This is a genomic window from Mesorhizobium sp. M0276 (assembly GCF_040321755.1).
GTDB lineage: Bacteria > Pseudomonadota > Alphaproteobacteria > Rhizobiales > Rhizobiaceae > Mesorhizobium.
In genome coordinates this window covers 60,785-78,175 of sequence record NZ_JAMYSC010000007.1, presented here as the reverse complement: position 1 = coordinate 78,175, position 17,391 = coordinate 60,785, and the positions used below count along the sequence as shown (strand labels likewise).

General features: G+C 62.9%; 19 protein-coding genes. 8 read left to right on the top strand and 11 right to left on the bottom strand.

From position 1 onward, the window contains the following. The first annotated feature begins 183 nt into the window (after positions 1-183). Positions 184-957: a gamma-glutamyl-gamma-aminobutyrate hydrolase family protein gene (locus tag NKJ01_RS07815; RefSeq protein ID WP_023761450.1), complete on the top strand. Its 774-nt coding sequence runs from the start codon at positions 184-186 to the stop codon at positions 955-957. Here the strand turns inward: NKJ01_RS07815 and NKJ01_RS07810 are convergent, their stop codons facing one another. The 5 genes from NKJ01_RS07810 to NKJ01_RS07790 form a co-directional block, all read right to left on the bottom strand. After that, positions 958-1,362 (bottom strand): hypothetical protein, encoded by a 405-nt coding sequence (locus tag NKJ01_RS07810; protein ID WP_352603354.1) that lies wholly within the window; start codon positions 1,360-1,362, stop codon positions 958-960. It lies immediately after the preceding gene. An 83-nt stretch (positions 1,363-1,445) separates the two neighbouring features. Next, positions 1,446-2,429 carry a 2-hydroxyacid dehydrogenase gene (locus NKJ01_RS07805; protein ID WP_352603293.1) on the bottom strand — a complete coding sequence of 328 codons (984 nt, stop codon included), beginning with the start codon at positions 2,427-2,429 and terminating at the stop codon, positions 1,446-1,448. Continuing rightward, positions 2,426-3,448: a LacI family DNA-binding transcriptional regulator gene (locus NKJ01_RS07800; RefSeq protein ID WP_352603352.1), complete on the bottom strand. Its 1,023-nt coding sequence runs from the start codon at positions 3,446-3,448 to the stop codon at positions 2,426-2,428. Before NKJ01_RS07800 ends, NKJ01_RS07805 begins: the two co-directional genes overlap by 4 nt. A 79-nt stretch (positions 3,449-3,527) precedes the next feature. Beyond that, positions 3,528-4,412 carry a DMT family transporter gene (locus NKJ01_RS07795; protein ID WP_352727244.1) on the bottom strand — a complete coding sequence of 295 codons (885 nt, stop codon included), beginning with the start codon at positions 4,410-4,412 and terminating at the stop codon, positions 3,528-3,530. A 194-nt stretch (positions 4,413-4,606) separates the two neighbouring features. Beyond that, positions 4,607-5,014, bottom strand: a complete 408-nt coding sequence (locus tag NKJ01_RS07790; protein WP_023761445.1) for a DUF2000 family protein — start codon at positions 5,012-5,014, stop codon at positions 4,607-4,609. Positions 5,015-5,065: 51 nt separating this feature from the next. On the opposite strand from NKJ01_RS07790, the gene NKJ01_RS07785 reads away from it, so the two are divergent. Then, a complete protein-coding gene (locus NKJ01_RS07785; protein ID WP_023761444.1) occupies positions 5,066-5,935 on the top strand; it encodes an AraC family transcriptional regulator in 870 nt (289 codons plus the stop codon). A 125-nt stretch (positions 5,936-6,060) separates the two neighbouring features. Here the strand turns inward: NKJ01_RS07785 and NKJ01_RS07780 are convergent, their stop codons facing one another. Both NKJ01_RS07780 and NKJ01_RS07775 read right to left on the bottom strand, forming a co-directional pair. Next, complete coding sequence (locus tag NKJ01_RS07780) at positions 6,061-6,531, bottom strand: MarR family winged helix-turn-helix transcriptional regulator (protein ID WP_023761443.1); 471 nt, start codon at positions 6,529-6,531, stop codon at positions 6,061-6,063. Positions 6,532-6,749: 218 nt separating this feature from the next. Beyond that, positions 6,750-7,496 carry an intradiol ring-cleavage dioxygenase gene (locus tag NKJ01_RS07775; protein ID WP_352727242.1) on the bottom strand — a complete coding sequence of 249 codons (747 nt, stop codon included), beginning with the start codon at positions 7,494-7,496 and terminating at the stop codon, positions 6,750-6,752. Positions 7,497-7,697: 201 nt separating this feature from the next. On the opposite strand from NKJ01_RS07775, the gene NKJ01_RS07770 reads away from it, so the two are divergent. Genes NKJ01_RS07770 through NKJ01_RS07760 form a run of 3 tightly spaced genes read left to right on the top strand, consistent with a single transcriptional unit; the run spans position 7,698 to position 10,080 of the window. Beyond that, a complete protein-coding gene (locus NKJ01_RS07770; protein ID WP_352727240.1) occupies positions 7,698-8,744 on the top strand; it encodes a CobW family GTP-binding protein in 1,047 nt (348 codons plus the stop codon). A gap of 18 nt (positions 8,745-8,762) precedes the next feature. Then, positions 8,763-9,128, top strand: coding sequence for an Imm45 family immunity protein (gene imm45, locus NKJ01_RS07765; protein ID WP_352727238.1), 366 nt, complete (start codon positions 8,763-8,765; stop codon positions 9,126-9,128). Further along, the gene (locus NKJ01_RS07760) at positions 9,106-10,080 is read left to right on the top strand and encodes a WD40 repeat domain-containing protein (protein ID WP_352727236.1); all 975 of its coding nucleotides are present in this window, start codon (positions 9,106-9,108) and stop codon (positions 10,078-10,080) included. The genes imm45 and NKJ01_RS07760 overlap by 23 nt, the downstream gene beginning before the upstream one ends. 8 nt (positions 10,081-10,088) lie before the next feature. Here NKJ01_RS07760 and NKJ01_RS07755 read toward each other — a convergent pair whose 3' ends face one another. Further along, positions 10,089-10,541 (bottom strand): hypothetical protein, encoded by a 453-nt coding sequence (locus tag NKJ01_RS07755; RefSeq protein ID WP_352727234.1) that lies wholly within the window; start codon positions 10,539-10,541, stop codon positions 10,089-10,091. Between the two features lie 148 nt (positions 10,542-10,689). Between NKJ01_RS07755 and NKJ01_RS07750 the strand changes: the two genes are divergently transcribed. Genes NKJ01_RS07750 through NKJ01_RS07740 form a run of 3 tightly spaced genes read left to right on the top strand, consistent with a single transcriptional unit; the run spans position 10,690 to position 14,214 of the window. Beyond that, positions 10,690-12,063 (top strand): aspartate aminotransferase family protein, encoded by a 1,374-nt coding sequence (locus NKJ01_RS07750; RefSeq protein WP_352727232.1) that lies wholly within the window; start codon positions 10,690-10,692, stop codon positions 12,061-12,063. Between the two features lie 32 nt (positions 12,064-12,095). Further along, positions 12,096-13,481 (top strand): glutamine synthetase family protein, encoded by a 1,386-nt coding sequence (locus NKJ01_RS07745; protein WP_502905862.1) that lies wholly within the window; start codon positions 12,096-12,098, stop codon positions 13,479-13,481. A 58-nt stretch (positions 13,482-13,539) separates the two neighbouring features. Then, complete coding sequence (locus NKJ01_RS07740) at positions 13,540-14,214, top strand: UdgX family uracil-DNA binding protein (protein ID WP_352727353.1); 675 nt, start codon at positions 13,540-13,542, stop codon at positions 14,212-14,214. A gap of 18 nt (positions 14,215-14,232) precedes the next feature. Here NKJ01_RS07740 and NKJ01_RS07735 read toward each other — a convergent pair whose 3' ends face one another. From NKJ01_RS07735 to guaD, 3 genes are all read right to left on the bottom strand, one after another. Continuing rightward, positions 14,233-15,498 carry a glycerate kinase type-2 family protein gene (locus NKJ01_RS07735; protein WP_352727228.1) on the bottom strand — a complete coding sequence of 422 codons (1,266 nt, stop codon included), beginning with the start codon at positions 15,496-15,498 and terminating at the stop codon, positions 14,233-14,235. Then, on the bottom strand, positions 15,495-15,998 hold the full coding sequence (locus NKJ01_RS07730; RefSeq protein WP_023761432.1) for a heme-degrading domain-containing protein: 504 nt from the start codon (positions 15,996-15,998) through the stop codon (positions 15,495-15,497). Before NKJ01_RS07730 ends, NKJ01_RS07735 begins: the two co-directional genes overlap by 4 nt. 78 nt (positions 15,999-16,076) lie before the next feature. Beyond that, positions 16,077-17,390 (bottom strand): guanine deaminase, encoded by a 1,314-nt coding sequence (gene guaD, locus NKJ01_RS07725; protein ID WP_352727226.1) that lies wholly within the window; start codon positions 17,388-17,390, stop codon positions 16,077-16,079. Position 17,391: the final 1 nt, after the last annotated feature.

Sequence of the window (17,391 nt, the reverse complement as noted above, 5' to 3'; positions counted from 1 at the left end):
GGCAAGAAGTCGAGTCCAGCACGGCGGCCCGATTTGACGGCGAAGCCCAGCCGCCCTGCAACTATAATCTAACGGGCCGTTTCCTGGCCTATGTGACACGTTGAAACTTGGCATGGAAAAATCCCCAGGGATCGCCTATTTTGGAGGCAGGAATCCCTTGCTCAGATGGAACACAGAGCCAAAATGCATCAGCCGCTCGTCGCCATATCAACCGACGTCCGTCAGTTCGACAACTACACCTGGCATGCCGTCCCGCAGCAATATCTGGAAGCGGCGATCACCGGCGCCGGCGTGTTCCCGGTGCTTGTGCCGTCGTTTGGTGACCGGCTCGACTTCGACGAACTTCTGTCGTCGGTCGATGGCGTGATGGTCACCGGCTCGAAATCCAATGTGCATCCTTCGCTTTATGGCGGCGACGCCAGCGAAGCCAACGGGCCCTATGACCCGGCGCGCGACGCCACGACGCTGCCGCTGATTCGCCGGGCGATCGAGCGCGGCGTGCCGCTGCTCGCGATCTGCCGCGGCATCCAGGAATTGAATGTGGCGCTCGGCGGCACGCTCGGCACCGAGATCCAGGAGCGCGAGGGTTCGCTCGACCACCGCGCCCCGGTGAGCGACAATCAGGACGAACGCTTCGGTATCCGGCAGACGGTGACGATCAAGCCCGGAAGCTGCCTGGCCGGTGTGTTCGGCGAGGGCGACATCATGGTCAATTCCGTACACCGCCAAGCGGTCGACCGGCTCGGCTCGAAGCTGCAGATCGAGGCCGTCGCCAACGACGGCACGGTCGAAGCGGTGTCGGTCAGGGATGCTCGCGCCTTCGCCGTCGGCGTCCAATGGCACCCTGAATATTGGGTCAAGTCGGACAGCAACTCGGCGAAAATATTCCGCGCCTTCGGCGATGCTGTTCGCCTGCACGCCGCGGCGAAAGCCGGAGCGCGCGCTGCGGCAGAATAATCAGTCGCCAGATTTAGAGTCACTGGTGGCCGCCAGCGACAGCAGCGGCAGCGCCGGGGCGTAAGATTCGTAGCCATTGCCGTCGGCAGCCGCGAATGTGACGATCGGATCGACACCGTTGGCGCTGAAGGCGACCGTGCCGTCGTCTTGCTCTCGCCAGAACTTCGCCTGCTCTATGCCCGGCAAGAGTTTGCGGCAGATCGGGGCGACGGCAAGCAGGGACAAGCCATCCGAGATTTCGGTCCCGCGACTGACCGCACACGCCGCCTCGTCGCCATTGGCGACCAACCTGTAGCTGTTGGACGGCACGACTTCGTCGGCGGCACTTTCACTGCTGCCACCGTGAAACAGCTGAATGCTGCCAAACAGGGCTGCGGCAGCGATCAATGCGGAAATTGCTTTCATCATTCTTCATCCACGCACACCGGACAGGATAAAGAATGATTCCTGAGGGTTAAGCCGACGTTAATAAACGCGGCAGCCGCAGCTCAGCCACGAGCCCTGACTCCGACCGTCTCCGGCACCGGCGTCAGCGGGCGGCGCTCGATGAACCAGGACACCAGATTGTCTACGCACAGGTCCGCCATGGCACGGCGGGTGTGATCCGAGGCCGAGCCGACATGCGGCAACAGCGAGGTGTTTGGCGCGTCGAGCAACGCCTTGGGCACGTTCGGTTCGTCGGCAAAGACATCGAGGCCGGCAGCGGCGATGATGCCGTTGGCGAGTGCTGCCGCAAGCGCGGGCTCATCGACCGTGCTGCCGCGGCCGATGTTGACGAAGACGCCATCGGCGCCAAGCGCCGACAGGATTTCGGCATTGACCGCCTTCTCCGTCGAGGCTCCGCCAGGCGCTACCGAAATCAGTGTGTCGACGGATTCGGCAAGGCCTTTCAGCGTCGGATGGTACTGGTAGGAAAGCCCTTCGACGCGACGCCGATTGTGGTAGGAGACCGGCAGGCCGAAAGCTTCGAGCCGCCGGGCGATAGCTTGTCCGATGCGGCCCATGCCGAAAATACCCACACGGCGCCCGCGCAAGGTCAGCCGGCTCAGCGGATAGTTGCCGTTGCGCACCCAACTGCCATCGCGCAGCCAGGTTTCGGCTCGCGGCAGGTCGCGGACAGTGTTGATCAGCAGCCCGATGGCAGTGTCGGCAACTTCCTCGGTCAGCACGTCGGGCGTGTTGGTGACCATGACGTTCTTCGCCGCCGCATGGCCGACATCGACCGAATCATAGCCGACGCCGAAGGAAGCGATGAGTTCGAGATTGGGCAGTGCATCCATCATCGCCGCGTTGATGCCGGCGAACGAAGCGATGCCACGCACGTTGCTGCGCATCTCGTCGGTGACCAGGGACGGATCGGCACGTTCGATTGTGACACGCCTGAATGTGCGGTCGATGCGGTCGACCGCATGATCGTTGAAATCGCCCGGCACCAGGATGGTGACGGTTTGCAGTTGTTCGGCCTTGGTCATCCACGCTCCACCGGCTTGCCGGTCGACTGACGTACATGCAGTTCCGGCTTGATCAATTCCTGCGAGGGCCGCACCATCTGCCCGTTGAGCTTGTCGAGCAGGGCGCTGGCGGCACGGCGGCCCACCTCGCGCTGCCCATTCCAGACGGTGGTGAGTGCCGGCGTCGCAATCGCCGCCTCTTCGAGATCGTCATAGCCGGTGACGGAAATGTCCAGGCCAGGCACGAGGCCGGCTCGCGCGATGCCGTTCATGAGCCCGATGGCGACAAGGTCGTTCCAGCAGCAGGCCGCCGTCGGTCTATCCTTCAGCGCCAGGAATTGCCCGGCGGCCTCGAAACCGGCCTGCTTGGTGCGCGGGCCGGCGATGCGCCAGGACGGCCTGACTTCAAGCCCGGCCGCCTCCATGGCGTTGACATAGCCCTGGTAGCGATCGCGGCCGGTCGAGGTCTGGTCGGTGCCGCCGATCATGGCGATGCGCTTGTGTCCGAGCGAGATCAGATGGTTGGTGGCGAGCCCGGTGCCATAAGCATCGTCGCCGCGGAAGACCGGCACGTCGGCGCCCTCGACGGTGCGCGCGATCAGCACCGCCGGCAGACCGTTCTCCTCGGCCATCACGATATCGGAAGCGGGTGTGCCGATGGCCGGCGACATGATGACGCCGTCGGCGCCGAGCTGCAAAAGCGTGTCGATGAAAGTGCGCTGCTTTTCAAGCTGATCGTAGTGGTTAGACAGGATGAAGGTCTGCCGGCTGCGGTCGAGCTCGCTTTCGATCGAGCGCAGGATTTCGGCGAAGAACGGGTTCATGATGTCGTGGACCACGACGCCGACAATGCCCGAACGCGAGGTGCGCAGGCTGGCGGCGCGGCGGTTGTAGATGTAGCCGATGGCGCGAGCGTGTTCCTTGATGCGGTCGCGCGTGATTCCGGCAACCAGAGGGCTGTCGCGCAGCGCCAGCGAGACCGTGGCCGTGGACACGCCGAGCGCATCCGCGATCGTCGAAAGCTTGATTTTTTGTGCCAGCGCTCTGCGCTCCCCGACCGACCTGAGTTCTTGACCTAAACAGTTTAAAGGCGGCGTTATGCCACCGATCGAAGGCAAATCAAAGTTTTTTTGCCAGCGCTTCCGCCTCGACATCCGAACCCGCGCGGCTCTGCAGCCGAAGCCGGTGCTCGCGATGAACGATGTAGAGGCCGCTGGCAACGATGATGGCGGCGCCGTCCAGCGTCCAGCGGTCGGGAAACTGCTTGAAGACGATCCAGCCGGAAATGATCATCCATACCATCTGCGAATAGGGATAGGGCGCCAATGCCGTGGTGGTCGCCAGCCGGTAGGCCTGGACCAGCAGCCAGTGACCAACACCGCCGAACACGCCGAGCATGAGCAGGACGAACCAGTGCCAGCCATCATGCGGCAGCGAAAATGAAAACGGCAGCAAGGGCAATAGCAGCAGCGCCGGCGCCAGCGCCGAGAACAGGATCAGGCTCTCCGGCGTCTCGGTCGCCGACATGCGGCGCGTCATGATGACGTAGAAGCAGTTCGACAGCGTCGAGCCGAGCGCGAAGAGATGCCCGATGCCGAAAATCCCGACGCCCGGCCGGGTGATGATGAGAACACCGGCAAAGGCCGCCAGGATTGCCAGCCAGCGGCGCCAGCCCGCCCATTCGCCGAGCAGCGGACCGGCCAGAGCCGTGATCACCATCGGCCCGAAAAAATAGATCGAGGTGGTCTCGGCCAGTTGCAGGGACCGTAGCGCCAGGACGTTGAAGATGGTCGAGCCGAACAAGAACAGGCCGCGCAGGACATGCGCCGGCAGATTGTCCGGGCGAAAGCGCGCCGGCTCGCGCCAGCCGCGAAGCAGCGTGCCGACCAGCACCACATGCACGGCAAAGCGCACCCAAGCAACGATCAGCACCGAAACGCCGGCAAGGACGAGGTACTTGCTGCTGGTGTCGAGGAAGGTGAAACAGACATAGGTGGAAAGCATGCACAGGATCGCCACCGGTGGCGTCGCGCTTTCTAGATGTCTTTGGGGAGCACTCAATTGCAGGCCGGATCGGAAGCTGGACTGGAGCTCTCCTTTGCGGGAATTGCCGGCTCCCGGCAAGCCAATTGTCGGCGTCGCGACACGAAAGCCGGCTGGCACAACAAGAGCCGCCGGCAGGCGTAGTGTCTGAAGGGCTACGGATGCATGCGGGCGCCCTTGGTGATCTTGTCGACCAGCTTCTTGTCGGCGCGAAGCGCTATGCCGACCACCTTGGCGTCTTCAGGCGCGAATTCGGCGAAGACGGCGCGGTTGGCCGCGTCAAAGCCGGTCGAAAACATCTCCTCGACATAGAGCGAGGTCGTCACGCCGCGCTCCAGTGTGCGCATGTGTATCGTGCCAAGCGTTGCCTGGTCGGCGGACAGCACGATGACCGGCTGGATCGACAGCGGGTTGTAGAGATTGCCGGCGCGATCGCAATAGGGCTCGCCGATGATGTCGGGAAACTGGGCGGCGATGCCGCTGGTCAGGAAGGCGGTGACGTTGAGTTTCTGCCAAACCGGCAAATCCTGCCTGAGCACGATTGCAAATTTCGTATCGAACATGAGAGATAGACCATTCGAGGTTGCGCCCCGGTTTTGGGACTGAAGGAAACGATGTCGCACGATCTAGACAGCCAGGCCTTTAGAGGTCTTGGACGTTTGTGCGTCGATGCGGCGGAAAACTGCATTATCTCCGCCCCCGACCCCGCCGGCATGGAGCGGATCGAGGCGCGCTTCCACGGCAATGCCTTCGACCTGCATCGCCACGATACCTATGCGATCGGCGTGACGCTGCACGGGGTGCAGACGTTCCGCTATCTCGGCGCGACGCGCCACAGCCTGCCCGGCCAGATCATCGTGCTGCATCCCGACGAGTTGCATGACGGCGGCGCCGGTACGGAGGCCGGCCTGCGCTACCGGATGCTCTATTTGGAGCCGTCTTTGATGCTGGAGTGCCTTGGCGGCGCGTCGCTGCCGTTTGTCAGGGATGGCGTGGTGACGGACGCGGCCTTCTGCGCCACGCTGCTTTCGGCGCTGGGCCCGATGGAGCGGGAACTCGACGAGTTGTTCGTCGACGACTTCCTCGCGCAGTTGATGCAAAGCCTGACGCGGCATGCCGGCCAGCCGGCAAAGCCGATGGCCAGGACGGCGTGGCGGGCGGCTGCACTGGCTCGCGACTATCTCACGGAAAACCTGACCCGCCCAGTGCGTTCCGGCGAGTTGGAAGCGGTAACGGGGCTCGACCGCTATGCCCTGTCACGGCATTTCCGAGCCGCCTTCTCGACCAGCCCGCATCGTTTCCTGGTGATGCGCCGGCTCCAGCGCGCGCGGAGGATGATCGCCGCCGGCGAGCCATTGGCGCAAATCGCCATCGACGCCGGCTTCAGCGACCAAAGCCATTTCATCAGGCAATTCAAGAAGGCGTTCGGCATGACGCCGGGACGCTGGTCGTCGCTTATACAAGGCTCTGCAGCGGCGGCTTGAACGCCTGCCGCCTGGAGCAATTCCAGGAAAAGTGTGACGCGGTTTTCCGTCCGGAATTGCGTCAAAACAAAGAGTTGGAGCGGTTCGCCGTTTTCCGTGGAAAGGTGGAATGCTCTAACGCACAATCAGTCGTCCGACTCGGCGTCGTCGTCGATCAAAGCCAGTTCTTCGTTCGAGAGGTTGGCCTCGATGCGGGCGAGCAGCTTGAACAGCGTCTTCTGGTCCTTCTTGTCGAGGCCTTTCAGCGCCTGCTTTTCCGTCTTCTTCACCGACTTCTCGATGGCGTGAATGATCTCGCGCCCGGTATCGGTGAGGAAGATATGCGCCTGGCGGGCATCGGCCTCGGAGGCGCGTTTATCCAGGAAACCTTGGGCCTGCAAGCGGTTGATGGTCTTCGTGATGGTCGGCGGCCGTACGCCGAGACGCCCTGCAAGATTGCCGGGCGTCTGGCCATCCTCGCGGTCGAGCGCCAGCATGATCTGGTCCTGGCCGGCATAAAAGCCGTGCGCTAGAAGCCGTGCCGCCAGCGCAGTTCTTGCAAGCCTTGCCGCCGAATGCAGCCGGCTCATTGTCGCAGTCTTGTCCGCCTTGGCCATGGTCATCCCTCTTCGGCCGTACCGGGTGCGGGCAGCATAGAGGCAGCCGGCCGGTTGGCAATGACGATCAAAAAGATTTCCGGCGCTTCAAACATCTTTGCCGGCAAGCATTGTGGTGTCCGAGGTGGCTAATGCCAGATGTTTATTTCAGTTAGATGACAAACGAGTTTTCGCGGCCGGAGTTTTCGTCGCGGGCACGGCGCGTGAGCGAATGGCGCTCAGCCAGGCTTCACCGCGACGATCATCAGCGCCTGGTAGGCATCCTCCACCTCGCGCAGTGCCGCCTGCGACAGCGGTCCGGCCTGCCTGGCGATGCCGTCACTGGCGTTCGAGGTGTCGCGCTTGCCGGGCCGGTCATTGTAGGGCGCGACCGTGGTGAATATCTGCTCGCTGAGACTGTCGGGGAAAAACAACTGGCCGGTCATTACCGAACTGTCGTCGGGGAAGACCTTGAAATGGATATGGGTGGTGCGGCCGCGATACCAGCCGGGATAGATGGTGGCGAAAGAAACGATGCCGCTTGCATCGGTCTTCTGCCAGCCGCGCAGGAAGGTCTGGCCCGACGTGTCGACGTCCCTGCCGTCACCTTGCCCCGGATAGCCGGAATAGGCACCTTGCGCGTCGCAATGCCAGATGTCGACACGTGCGCCGGCAAGCGGCCGGCAGGCCGCGTCGACGACCTGCAACCGGACATCAAGGGCTATGCCCTTCTTGCCTTCGGTGACATCGGCACGTTCGAGCTTCGGGTCGAAATAGAACGGTCCCTCGGTCACTTCAGGTGTAATGGCGCAGACACCGGCGCCGGTCTCGAAAAGGGCCAGTCCGGCATAGGGCGAGGCCTGGGTAACCGAAGATTGGGCGGCCATTGCCGCGGCCGGTAGGAAGACACCACCGCCGGCGGTAACCGCGATCAAGCCGAGCGCCTTGCGCCTGTTCAATGAGAAGGAGGATGGCTTGCCGGACATATCGTGCCTCTCGAATTGGCCTCCCCCATCCTGATCTAGGCGGTCATAGCGGCTCTCGCCAATGGAAATTCGGTAATGTCGGCAAGCCGGTTTGGCCCATCGGTTTGCCTCGTGCAAAAGCCCGGCGCACATCCTATATGGAGCCGACAATCTCATTTCGATCGCCGTATCTTTCGCGGCCCAGATAGTTCGAGGCAACCCATGAGCGACGCACAGACGCAGATTCCCGTAACCGTTCTCACCGGCTATCTCGGCGCCGGCAAGACGACGCTGCTCAATCGCATCCTGTCGGAAAACCAAGGCAAGCGCTACGCCGTCATCGTCAACGAGTTCGGCGAAATCGGCATCGACAACGACCTGATCGTGGAATCCGACGAGGAGATCTACGAGATGAACAATGGCTGCGTCTGCTGCACGGTGCGCGGCGACCTGATTCGCGTCGTCGAGGGCCTGATGCGCCGGCCCGGCCGTTTCGACGCCATCGTCGTCGAAACCACCGGGCTTGCCGATCCGGTGCCGGTGGCGCAGACGTTCTTCATGGACGACGACGTGCGTTCCAAGACCAGGCTCGACGCGGTGGTGGCGCTGGTCGACGCAAAGCATCTGCCGCTGCGGCTCAAGGATTCCAGGGAAGCCGAGGACCAGATCGCCTTCGCCGATGTCGTCGTGCTCAACAAGACCGATCTCGTCACCCCCGAAGAGCTTGCCAAGGTCGAGGCGACGATCCGCGCCATCAATCCGGCGGCAAAGATCCACCGCACCGCGCGAGCCAGCGTCGCCCTATCCGAAGTGCTCGACCGCGGCGCCTTCGACCTGTCCAGGGCTCTGGAAAACGATCCGCATTTCCTCGAGGCGCATGACGACCACGATCATCATGACCACGACCATGATCATCACGACCATGATCATGACGGGCACCATCATCACGCGCATGCTTCCGACATCCATGATGTGACCGTTCAGTCGGTGTCGCTGCGCGGCGGCGAGATGGACCCGAAGAAATTCTTCCCATGGATCGAGAAGATCACCCAGATGGAAGGCCCCAACATCCTGCGACTGAAGGGCATTATTGCGCTCAAGGGCGACGATGAACGCTATGTCATCCAGGGTGTGCACATGATCATCGAGGGCGACCACCAGCGTGCCTGGAAGGATGGCGAAAAGCATGAGAGCCGGCTTGTTTTCATCGGCCGCGAACTCGACGCCGAGCGGCTGAAGAAGAGTTTTGACGCCTGCCAGGCGGCCTGACCGTTACCAATGGCGCGTTTGCTCGATCTGGCCGATGATTTCCTGATCATCGGCGACATCATTCAACTTTCCGATAATTACGATGTCGGCCCCGGCTCTGGGACCGTCGATCTTATGGTGTTCGATCCTCAGGAGGATGAGGCCGGGCTTGGACTCATGGTGACGTCCGGTTACAAGGCGGGTCTGGTCTTCGCAGTGCTGCCGGAGGAAAGCCGGTTCGAGAAAAAACGTGGACTTTCGAAAGCCTGGTTGATCGAAAACTGGGACAAATGGTTCGTGTTCACCTATCAAGGCGGCCCGGTTCCGATCGAGGAAACCGTCATCCTGCGCTGGAACGAACGAATGACCGTTGAGACTTGCCATGCCGACCGTCGCCCCGCTTGATCTCGAGGGACATTGCGTCGCCGCCGTCTTCCTCGGCGACGTGCCGCATTTCGCGATGGCCGATGGCGCCGTCCATCGGCTTGACCTTGGCCACAAGACGGTACAGGCCAATGACGGGCTGCTGGCCGCCTTCCATGATGCGGCCAACGACCGTCTGATCACCGGCGGCGAGGACGGCAAGGTGTTTGCCGTGAAGGCGGGCGGCGAGGCCACCGAACTGACCAATGCCGGAAAGAAATGGATCACCAGCGTTGCTGCTGGGCCGCAAGGCGCCATCGCCTATGCGACGGGCAAGACCGCCTTCGTGCGCTTTGCCGACGGCAAGACCCGGGAATTCGTCCATCCGCGCTCGGTCGAGGGACTGGCCTTTTCGCCCAAGGGCATGCGTTTCGGCGTTGCTCGCTACAATGGCGCGACGCTGCATTTCCCGGCCGCCGAGGGAAAGCCGGTGGAGCTCGAATGGGCCGGCGCCCACACCGGCATCACCTTCTCGCCCGACGGCGCCTTCCTGGTCACCACCATGCAGGAAAACGCATTGCATGGCTGGAAGCTCGCCGACGGCAAGCACATGCGCATGAGCGGTTATCCCGGCAAGGTCAAAAGCCTGTCGTGGAGCGTGAAGGGAAAGTGGCTGGCGAGTTCCGGCGCGCCGGCGGCGATCGTCTGGCCATTCTCAAGCAAGGATGGTCCCATGGGCAAGGCCCCGCTGGAGCTCGGCACGCGCGGCAACGCCATGGTGACATCAGTCGCCTGCCACCCGAGCCAGGATGTCGTCGCCGTCGGCTATGATGACGGCATGGTGATGGCGGTGCGCTTTGCAGACGCCAAGGAAGTGCTGTTGCGGCGACCGGGCAAGGGCGCCATCACCTCGATGATGTGGGACAGGGAAGAGCGCCGTGTCGCCTTCGGCAGTGCCGCCGGCGACTGCGGCGTCATCGACATCACGGCGTAGTTTCGGATTTACTCAGCCCCGCACGACACCTTGCCCGTCAACTCAACAGTCTTGCCGTCCTTGTCCGTGTCAGCGGATTTGTCATAGACGGCGAGCGTGTACTGACCGTCATAGACGCTCTCGTCGCTGGTCTTGGTCAGGATCGTCAGTTCGACATAGTTGTAGGTATCCGCGAGCTGATGCTCGCGGTAGATGTTCAGCCGCAATTCCTTGCCGTCCAGCCAGTACTGGGTCAGATTGGAATCCTCGAACACGGTCTTGCGCAGGTCGTCGCCGACCGGCCTCGTCTTGATTTCGAGATCGCCGCGAAAGTTGAAGGTCGGGTCGCCCATGCCTCTGGTGACGCCGGCACCGACGTCGAATGCCACAGCATCATCGTCAACGTTGCACCAGATGCCACCTGAGGCGAAGGCCGCGCTGGCCGATAACAACAGCGTCGCCACACCGATGATCGTCCGCATTTCTGTCCCCATGGCCGCTTGTATTGGCGCTGACTTCGTCAACGGGGTCAAGCGGTGCCCATGCCGGCTGAGCCAATGCAGACAGATGCGCGGCCAATTGCGTTTGCGGACACGGATTGGCTAAGAGTGGCGGACCAGAGGGAGTTTCATGCACACGTCAAAGACGTCCATCGGCGGCATCAGCCGCGACCGCATTGCCGAATTGCGCGAGACCGAAGGTGCGGCCTTCCGCAAGGCCCGGCCAAAGTCGCAAGCCAAGGTCGGCAACGGCCTGCCCGGCTTCTTCGGCGGCGTGCCGATGCACTGGATGAATGACTGGCCGACGCCGTTTCCGATCCTGGTCGACAGCGCCAAGGGCGCGACCATCACCGATATCGACGGTATCAGGCTCGACGATTTCTGCCTTGGCGACACCGGCTCGATGTTCGGCCATTCGCCGCCGCCGGTGGCGCGCGCCATCCGCCGCCAGGCTGGGCGCGGCCTGACCTATATGCTGCCTTCGGAAGACGCGATCGCCATAGGGCCGTTGCTACAACAGCGTTTCGGCCTGCCGTTCTGGCAGATCGCGACAACGGCGACCGACGCCAACCGCTTTGCATTGCGCGTCGCCCGCGCCGTTACAGGCCGTGAGAAGATCCTCGTCTTCAACGGCTGCTATCACGGCTCGGTCGACGAGACGATGGTGCGGCTTGTCGATGGTATCGTGGTCAATCGGCCGGGGCTGGCGGGCGAATTCCGCGACCTGACCCGCACCGCCAAGGTCATCGAGTTCAACGATGTTTCAGCACTCGAAGCCGCGCTCAAGGGCAAGGATGTCGCCTGCGTCATCGCCGAACCGGTGCTGACCAATTCCTGCATGGTGCTGGCCGATGCCGGTTTCCACGATGCGCTGCGCAGACTGACGCGTGAAGCCGGCACGCTGCTCTTGATCGACGAGACGCATACGATCTCGACCGGCCCGGGCGGCTACACCAGGAAATACGGGCTGGAGCCGGACTTCTTCGTTCTGGGCAAGCCGATTGCCGGCGGCGTGCCGGCCAGTGTGTGGGGCATGAGCGACGACGTCGCATCGCGCTACGCAGATTACAACAGGACCAAGGAGCCGGGCTATTCCGGCATGGGCACGACGCTCTCGGCCAACCCGCTGCAATTCTCGGCGATGCGCGCCACGCTCGAAGAGGTGATGACGCAGGAAAATTATGACCGCATGGACCATCTGGCGCAGCGGCTGGATGCCGGGCTGACCGGCGTGATCGACCGCTACCGTCTGCCCTGGCATGTTTCGCGCGTCGGCGCGCGCGTCGAGTTCATCTGCGCGCCCGGCCCCTTGAGGAATGGCGCCGAGGCGGAGATAGCGCATGCGCCGGAACTGGAGGCAGCTATTCATGTCGCGCTGGTCAATCGCGGCGTGCTGATCGCACCCTTCCACAACATGATGCTGATCTCGCCGGCGACGTCAGGAGCCCAGGTCAACCGGCTGATCGCCGCCTTCGGCGCGGTTGCGGCAAAGCTTGCGGCATGAGACAAGCGGCGATGGACCACTCCAATGCCATGATGACCTCACCTTCGGGCTCGACGCCCACCGAGGCGCAAGCCTTTCTCGATGCCCATCCCGAGATCGAGGCTTTCGATATCGTGCTGACCGATGCCAATGGCGTCGGCCGCGGCAAGATCGTGCGCCGGCATGAGCTGAAAAGCATTTTTGAGGGCGGCCGCTATATGCCGATCTCGATCCTCGGCCTCGACATCACCGGCGAGGATGTGCATGAGACCGGGCTGATCTGGACGACCGGCGACGGCGACCTCAGGGCATGGCCGATCCCCGGCACGCTGGTGTCGCTCTACGGCACGAATCCGCCACGCGGCCAGTTGCTGATGGCTATGTACCAGCTCGACGGCCAGCCGATGTCATCGGATCCGCGCCTCGCGCTGGCACGGCAGGTCGACATATTGGCAGCCAAGGGTCTCTATCCGGCCGGCGCCTTCGAACTCGAATTTTTTCTTCTTGCCAATGAGCGCGATGCCGACGGCAAGGTGCAGCCGGCGCGCGCCGTGCTCGACGGTCGTGTCTCAGGCAAGACCGAGGTCTATTCCGTCGATCACTTGCATGGCATGGAGCCGCTGTTTTCCGACATCTATGCCGCAGCTAGGGCACAAGGCATCCCGGCCGAGACGGTGATTTCCGAATATGCGCCGGGCCAATACGAACTGACGCTGAACTACCGCAAGGATGTGATGCGAGCGGCCGACGACCTCGTCATGCTGAAGCGGCTGGTCCGCGCGCAGGCGCGCCGCCACGGCGTCACCGCCTGTTTCATGGCCAAGCCGATCGAGAAATATGCCGGCTCCGGCATGCATTTTCATGTCTCGCTGCAGGACAAGGCTGGCCGAAACGTCTTTGCCGAAGCCGGCGGCGAGAGCTGGTCGCTGCCGCTGCTGCAAGGGCTCGGTGGCTTGATCCAGACGATGGCGGAATCGATGCTGGTGTTTGCGCCGCACGCCAATTCCTGGCGGCGATTCGTCTCGCAGTCCTATGCGCCGGTGGCGCCGACCTGGGGTGTGAACAACCGCTCGGTGGCGCTGCGCGTGCCGGCGGGCGACGCCAAGAACCGGCGCATCGAGCACAGGCCGTCCGGCGTCGACGCCAACCCCTATTTGATAGCCGCGACCGTGCTGGCAGCTATAGTCAAGGGGCTCGACGAAGGTCTCGATCCTGGTCCGGAAACGACAGGCAACGGCTACGAGGCGGCAGTCACGCGCACGACGATGCCCGTCGACTGGCGCGCCGCGATCGAAGCCGCGCGAGCATCCAGCTTCCTGAAGGGCGCACTCGGAGAGGACCTGCACCGGACCTTCGTGGCGATCAAGCAGTCGGAATATCTGCGCGTGGCGCGCACGGTCAGCGAACTGGATTACCACCTCTATCTGCACGAGGTGTAAGGAAAGGAACCATCGCCGATCTCGTTCATTTCAATATCGAAATGGACGAGGCAACATGATGGCGACCACGGGCCTTCCGCATGAAGCGAAGATCCCTGCCCGGCGTGTTTCTATTGCACGTGCGGAGCCGATAGCGGACGAAGCCAGCTCGATCACGAACCTGCGCGAGGCCGCAGAGGGCTGCCGTCGCTGCCCGCTTTGGCGTCATGCGACGCAGACCGTGTTCGGCGAAGGCCCGGACGATGCCAAGGTGATCTTCGTCGGCGAACAGCCTGGTGATCAGGAGGATCTCGCCGGCAAGCCTTTCGTCGGGCCTGCAGGCAGGGTGTTCGACGCCATCCTTGATGACGCCGGGGTTGACCGTCAGAAAGTTTACGTCACCAACGCGGTCAAGCACTTCAAATTCGAACCGCGCGGCAAGCGGCGCATCCATTCCAAGCCGAATGCCGGCGAGATTCAGGCCTGCCGCTGGTGGCTCGACCAGGAGTTCGAGCTGATCAAGCCAAACATCGCCGTGGCACTCGGCGCGACAGCGGCGACGTCGCTGCTGGGCAAGCCGATTCCGGTGATGAAGATGCGCGGCCAGGTGGTCGAACGCGAGGACGGTTTGCGCGTCTTTGTCACTATTCATCCCTCCCTCATCCTGCGCATTCGTGAGCCTGCGGACAAGCAAGCCGAACGAGGCCGGTTCCTGGACGATATGAGAAAGGTGAAGCGGCTGATGGCCGCCTGAGATCACCTGGTGCTGGGATTATCCGACGAGGATTGCCCTGAGATCGTTGACATTCGTACCGGTCGGGCCCGGCACGAAAAGATCGCCAACCGCGTTGAAGGCCGTCCAGGCATTGTTGCCGGCCAGCATAGCCTTGGCATCGACCCCGGCTGCCCGCATGCGCGACACCGTCGAACCGTCGGCAAAGGCGCCGGCATTGTCTTCCGAACCGTCGACACCGTCGGTGTCGGCGGCCAGTGCATGAATGCCTTCGACGCCGCTGATGCCGATGGCGAACGCGAGCAGGAATTCCGAATTGCGGCCGCCCTTGCCCTTGGCACGAAGTGTCACCGTTGTTTCGCCACCCGACAGCATCAGCACTGGCTTTGGAAATGGGCGGTTGCGGGTCGCCACTTCGCGGGCGATCGCTGCGTGGACGCCGCCGACCTCGCGCGCTTCGCCTTCGATCGAGTCGGAGAGGATGACGGCCTCGACGCCTTGCCGTTTCGCTTCCGCGGCCGCTGCCTCGAGCGATACGCCGGCAGAGGCGATCAGATGTACCTCGTTGCGCGAAAAACGTTCATCCTCAGGACTTGGCGCATCGGCGGCCGGCGAATTGATATGCGCCATCACCGAGGCCGGCAGTTTCATGCCATAGGCTGATATCGATGCCAGAGCGTCTGCGCGGCTGCCTTTATCCGGAACCGTCGGGCCGGAGGCGACCAGCGCCGGGTCGTCGCCGGGAATATCGGAAACGACCAGCGACACCACCTTGGCCGGATACGCCGCGGCGGCCAGCCTGCCACCCTTGATGGTCGAAAGGTGCTTGCGGATGGTGTTCATCGCTGCGATCGGCGCGCCGGAGGCGAGCAGCGCCTCGTTGACGGCGATCTCGTCGGCCAGCGTCAGGGTGGCGGCCGGCGACGGCAGGAGCGCCGAGCCGCCGCCCGAAATCAGCGCCACGACCAGGTCGTCCGCCGTCAACCCCTGGACCTTGGCGAGCAGGCGGCGCGAGGCTTCAAGCCCGGCTGCATCCGGCACCGGATGCGCGGCCTCGATGATCTCGATACGCTCGCATTTCGCGCCGTAGCCGTAGCGGGTGACGACCAGCCCTTCGATCGGACCGTCCCACACCTTCTCGAACGCCGCCGCCATCTGCGCCGAGCCTTTTCCCGCGCCAATGACGACGGTGCGGCCCTTAGGCCTGGCCGGCAAATGATCCCGGATGGTTCGTTCCGGATCGGCGGCGGCGACGGCCGCGTTGAAGATCGAGGTAAGGAACGATTTGGGGTCGAGCACGGTCATTCGGCTTCCCGAGGCAATGCCAGCCCGCGCTTGTCGACGCCCAAATGATCGCACAGGGCATCGACCACGACGCCGTGATCCTGGCGCTCCGGCAGTCCGGAGACAGCGATCACACCGATGACGCCGGCGCCCTTGACAGTCACCGGAAACCCACCGCCGGCCAGCACATAGTCCGATATGTCGAGGCCCTCACCGATCTTGAAGGTGCGGTCGGGGCGCTGCTGTTCCAGCACCATGCGGTAGGTGCTTTTCAGGAATCGCCTGACGACATTGATCTTGCGACGTGCCCAATCGGGATTGGACGCGTTCGAGCCGGGCATCGCGGCATAGAACAGCGGCCGATCGAAGGTCCTTATCTCGACGATAACAGGCAGGTTCTCGGCCAAAGCCCGTTTGCGGATGGCCGAGCCGATCTTGAACGCAACGGCCTCGTCGAAGACGGAGAAGACAAGGGTCTCTTCCTGTCTCTTGATCAGAGCGATGTCGTCAGCAACGGCCATGTCGTTCCCCTGTCAACTTCGCCGCACGCTTTGACCGATGGCTGCCGCCGGGTCAAGCAAGCAACACGCTGGAGCGTTCTAAATTGGCATATCGCTCTTGGCGGCCCGTCCGGCCACATAGACCTCGCGTACGGCGCGGTCGTCGCTTAGCGTCTGCAGCAGGAACAATTCCTGCGCCAACGTCTCGACCGTTTCCATCCTGAGCCGCATTGCCGGTGTCGCCCTGGCATCCAGCACGACGATGTCGGCGTCGGTGCCTGCGTCCAGCGTGCCGATCCTTTCCGCCACCGACAGCGCCTCGGCATTGCCGCGCGTCAGCTGCCAGAAGGACTGGAACGGGTTCAGCTTCTCGCCGTTCAGTGCGATCACCTTGTAGCCCTCGTCCATGGTGCGCAGCATGGAATAGTTGGTGCCCCCGCCGACATCGGTGGCGGCGGCGATACGGATCGGCCTGTCGCGGCGGCGAAAGCGCTGATAGTCGAACAGGCCGGAACCAAGGAACAGGTTCGAGGTCGGACAGAACACCGCCACCGAACCCGAGGCCGAAAGCGCGTCCGCCTCGCGCTCCGACAAATGGATGCAATGGCCGAACAGGCTTTTTTTCCCCAACAGCCCATAGTGCTCGTAGACGTCGGTGTAGTCGCGCGACCACGGATAGAGTTCTTTCGTGAAGGCGATCTCGGCATGATTTTCCGACAGATGCGTCTGCATGTGCAGGTCGGGGTATTCCCGGCACAGCGCGCCGGCCATCTCCATCTGCTCCGGCGACGAGGTGATGGCGAAGCGCGGCGTGATGGCATAAAGCTGCCGTCCCTTGCCGTGCCACTCGGCGATCAGCGCCTTTGTGTCGTCGTAGCCGGATTGCGGAGTGTCGAGCACGCCGTCTGGCGCATTGCGGTCCATCATAACCTTGCCGGCTATGTTGAGCATGTTGCGGTCATGCGACTCTGCAAAGAAGGCTTCGGCAGAAGCCTTATGCACCGAGCAGTAGGCGGCGACCGTCGTGGTGCCGTGGCGCACCACCTCGTCGAGGAATAGCCGCGCTATGCGCCGACCGTGCTGGGCGTTGGAGAACTTCGTTTCCTCCGGAAAAGTGTAGGTGTTCAGCCAGTCGAGCAGTTCTGCGCCATAGGAAGCGATGATCTGCATCTGCGGAAAATGCGCATGCGCGTCGATGAAGCCCGGCAGGAGCAGATGCGGCCGATGATCTATTTTTTTCACCGCTTCGCCAGCCTGCTTTTCAACTTCGGCATAGGCACCGGTGGCAACGATCCTGCCGTCGCGGATCAGCAGACCGCCATCCTCCTCGTAGCGCCAAGCGGAGTGGTCGTCGATGGTTTGCGGCCAGCGCTCGAAGGACAGCGTGCGGCCACGCAGAAGTGTCGAAATCATG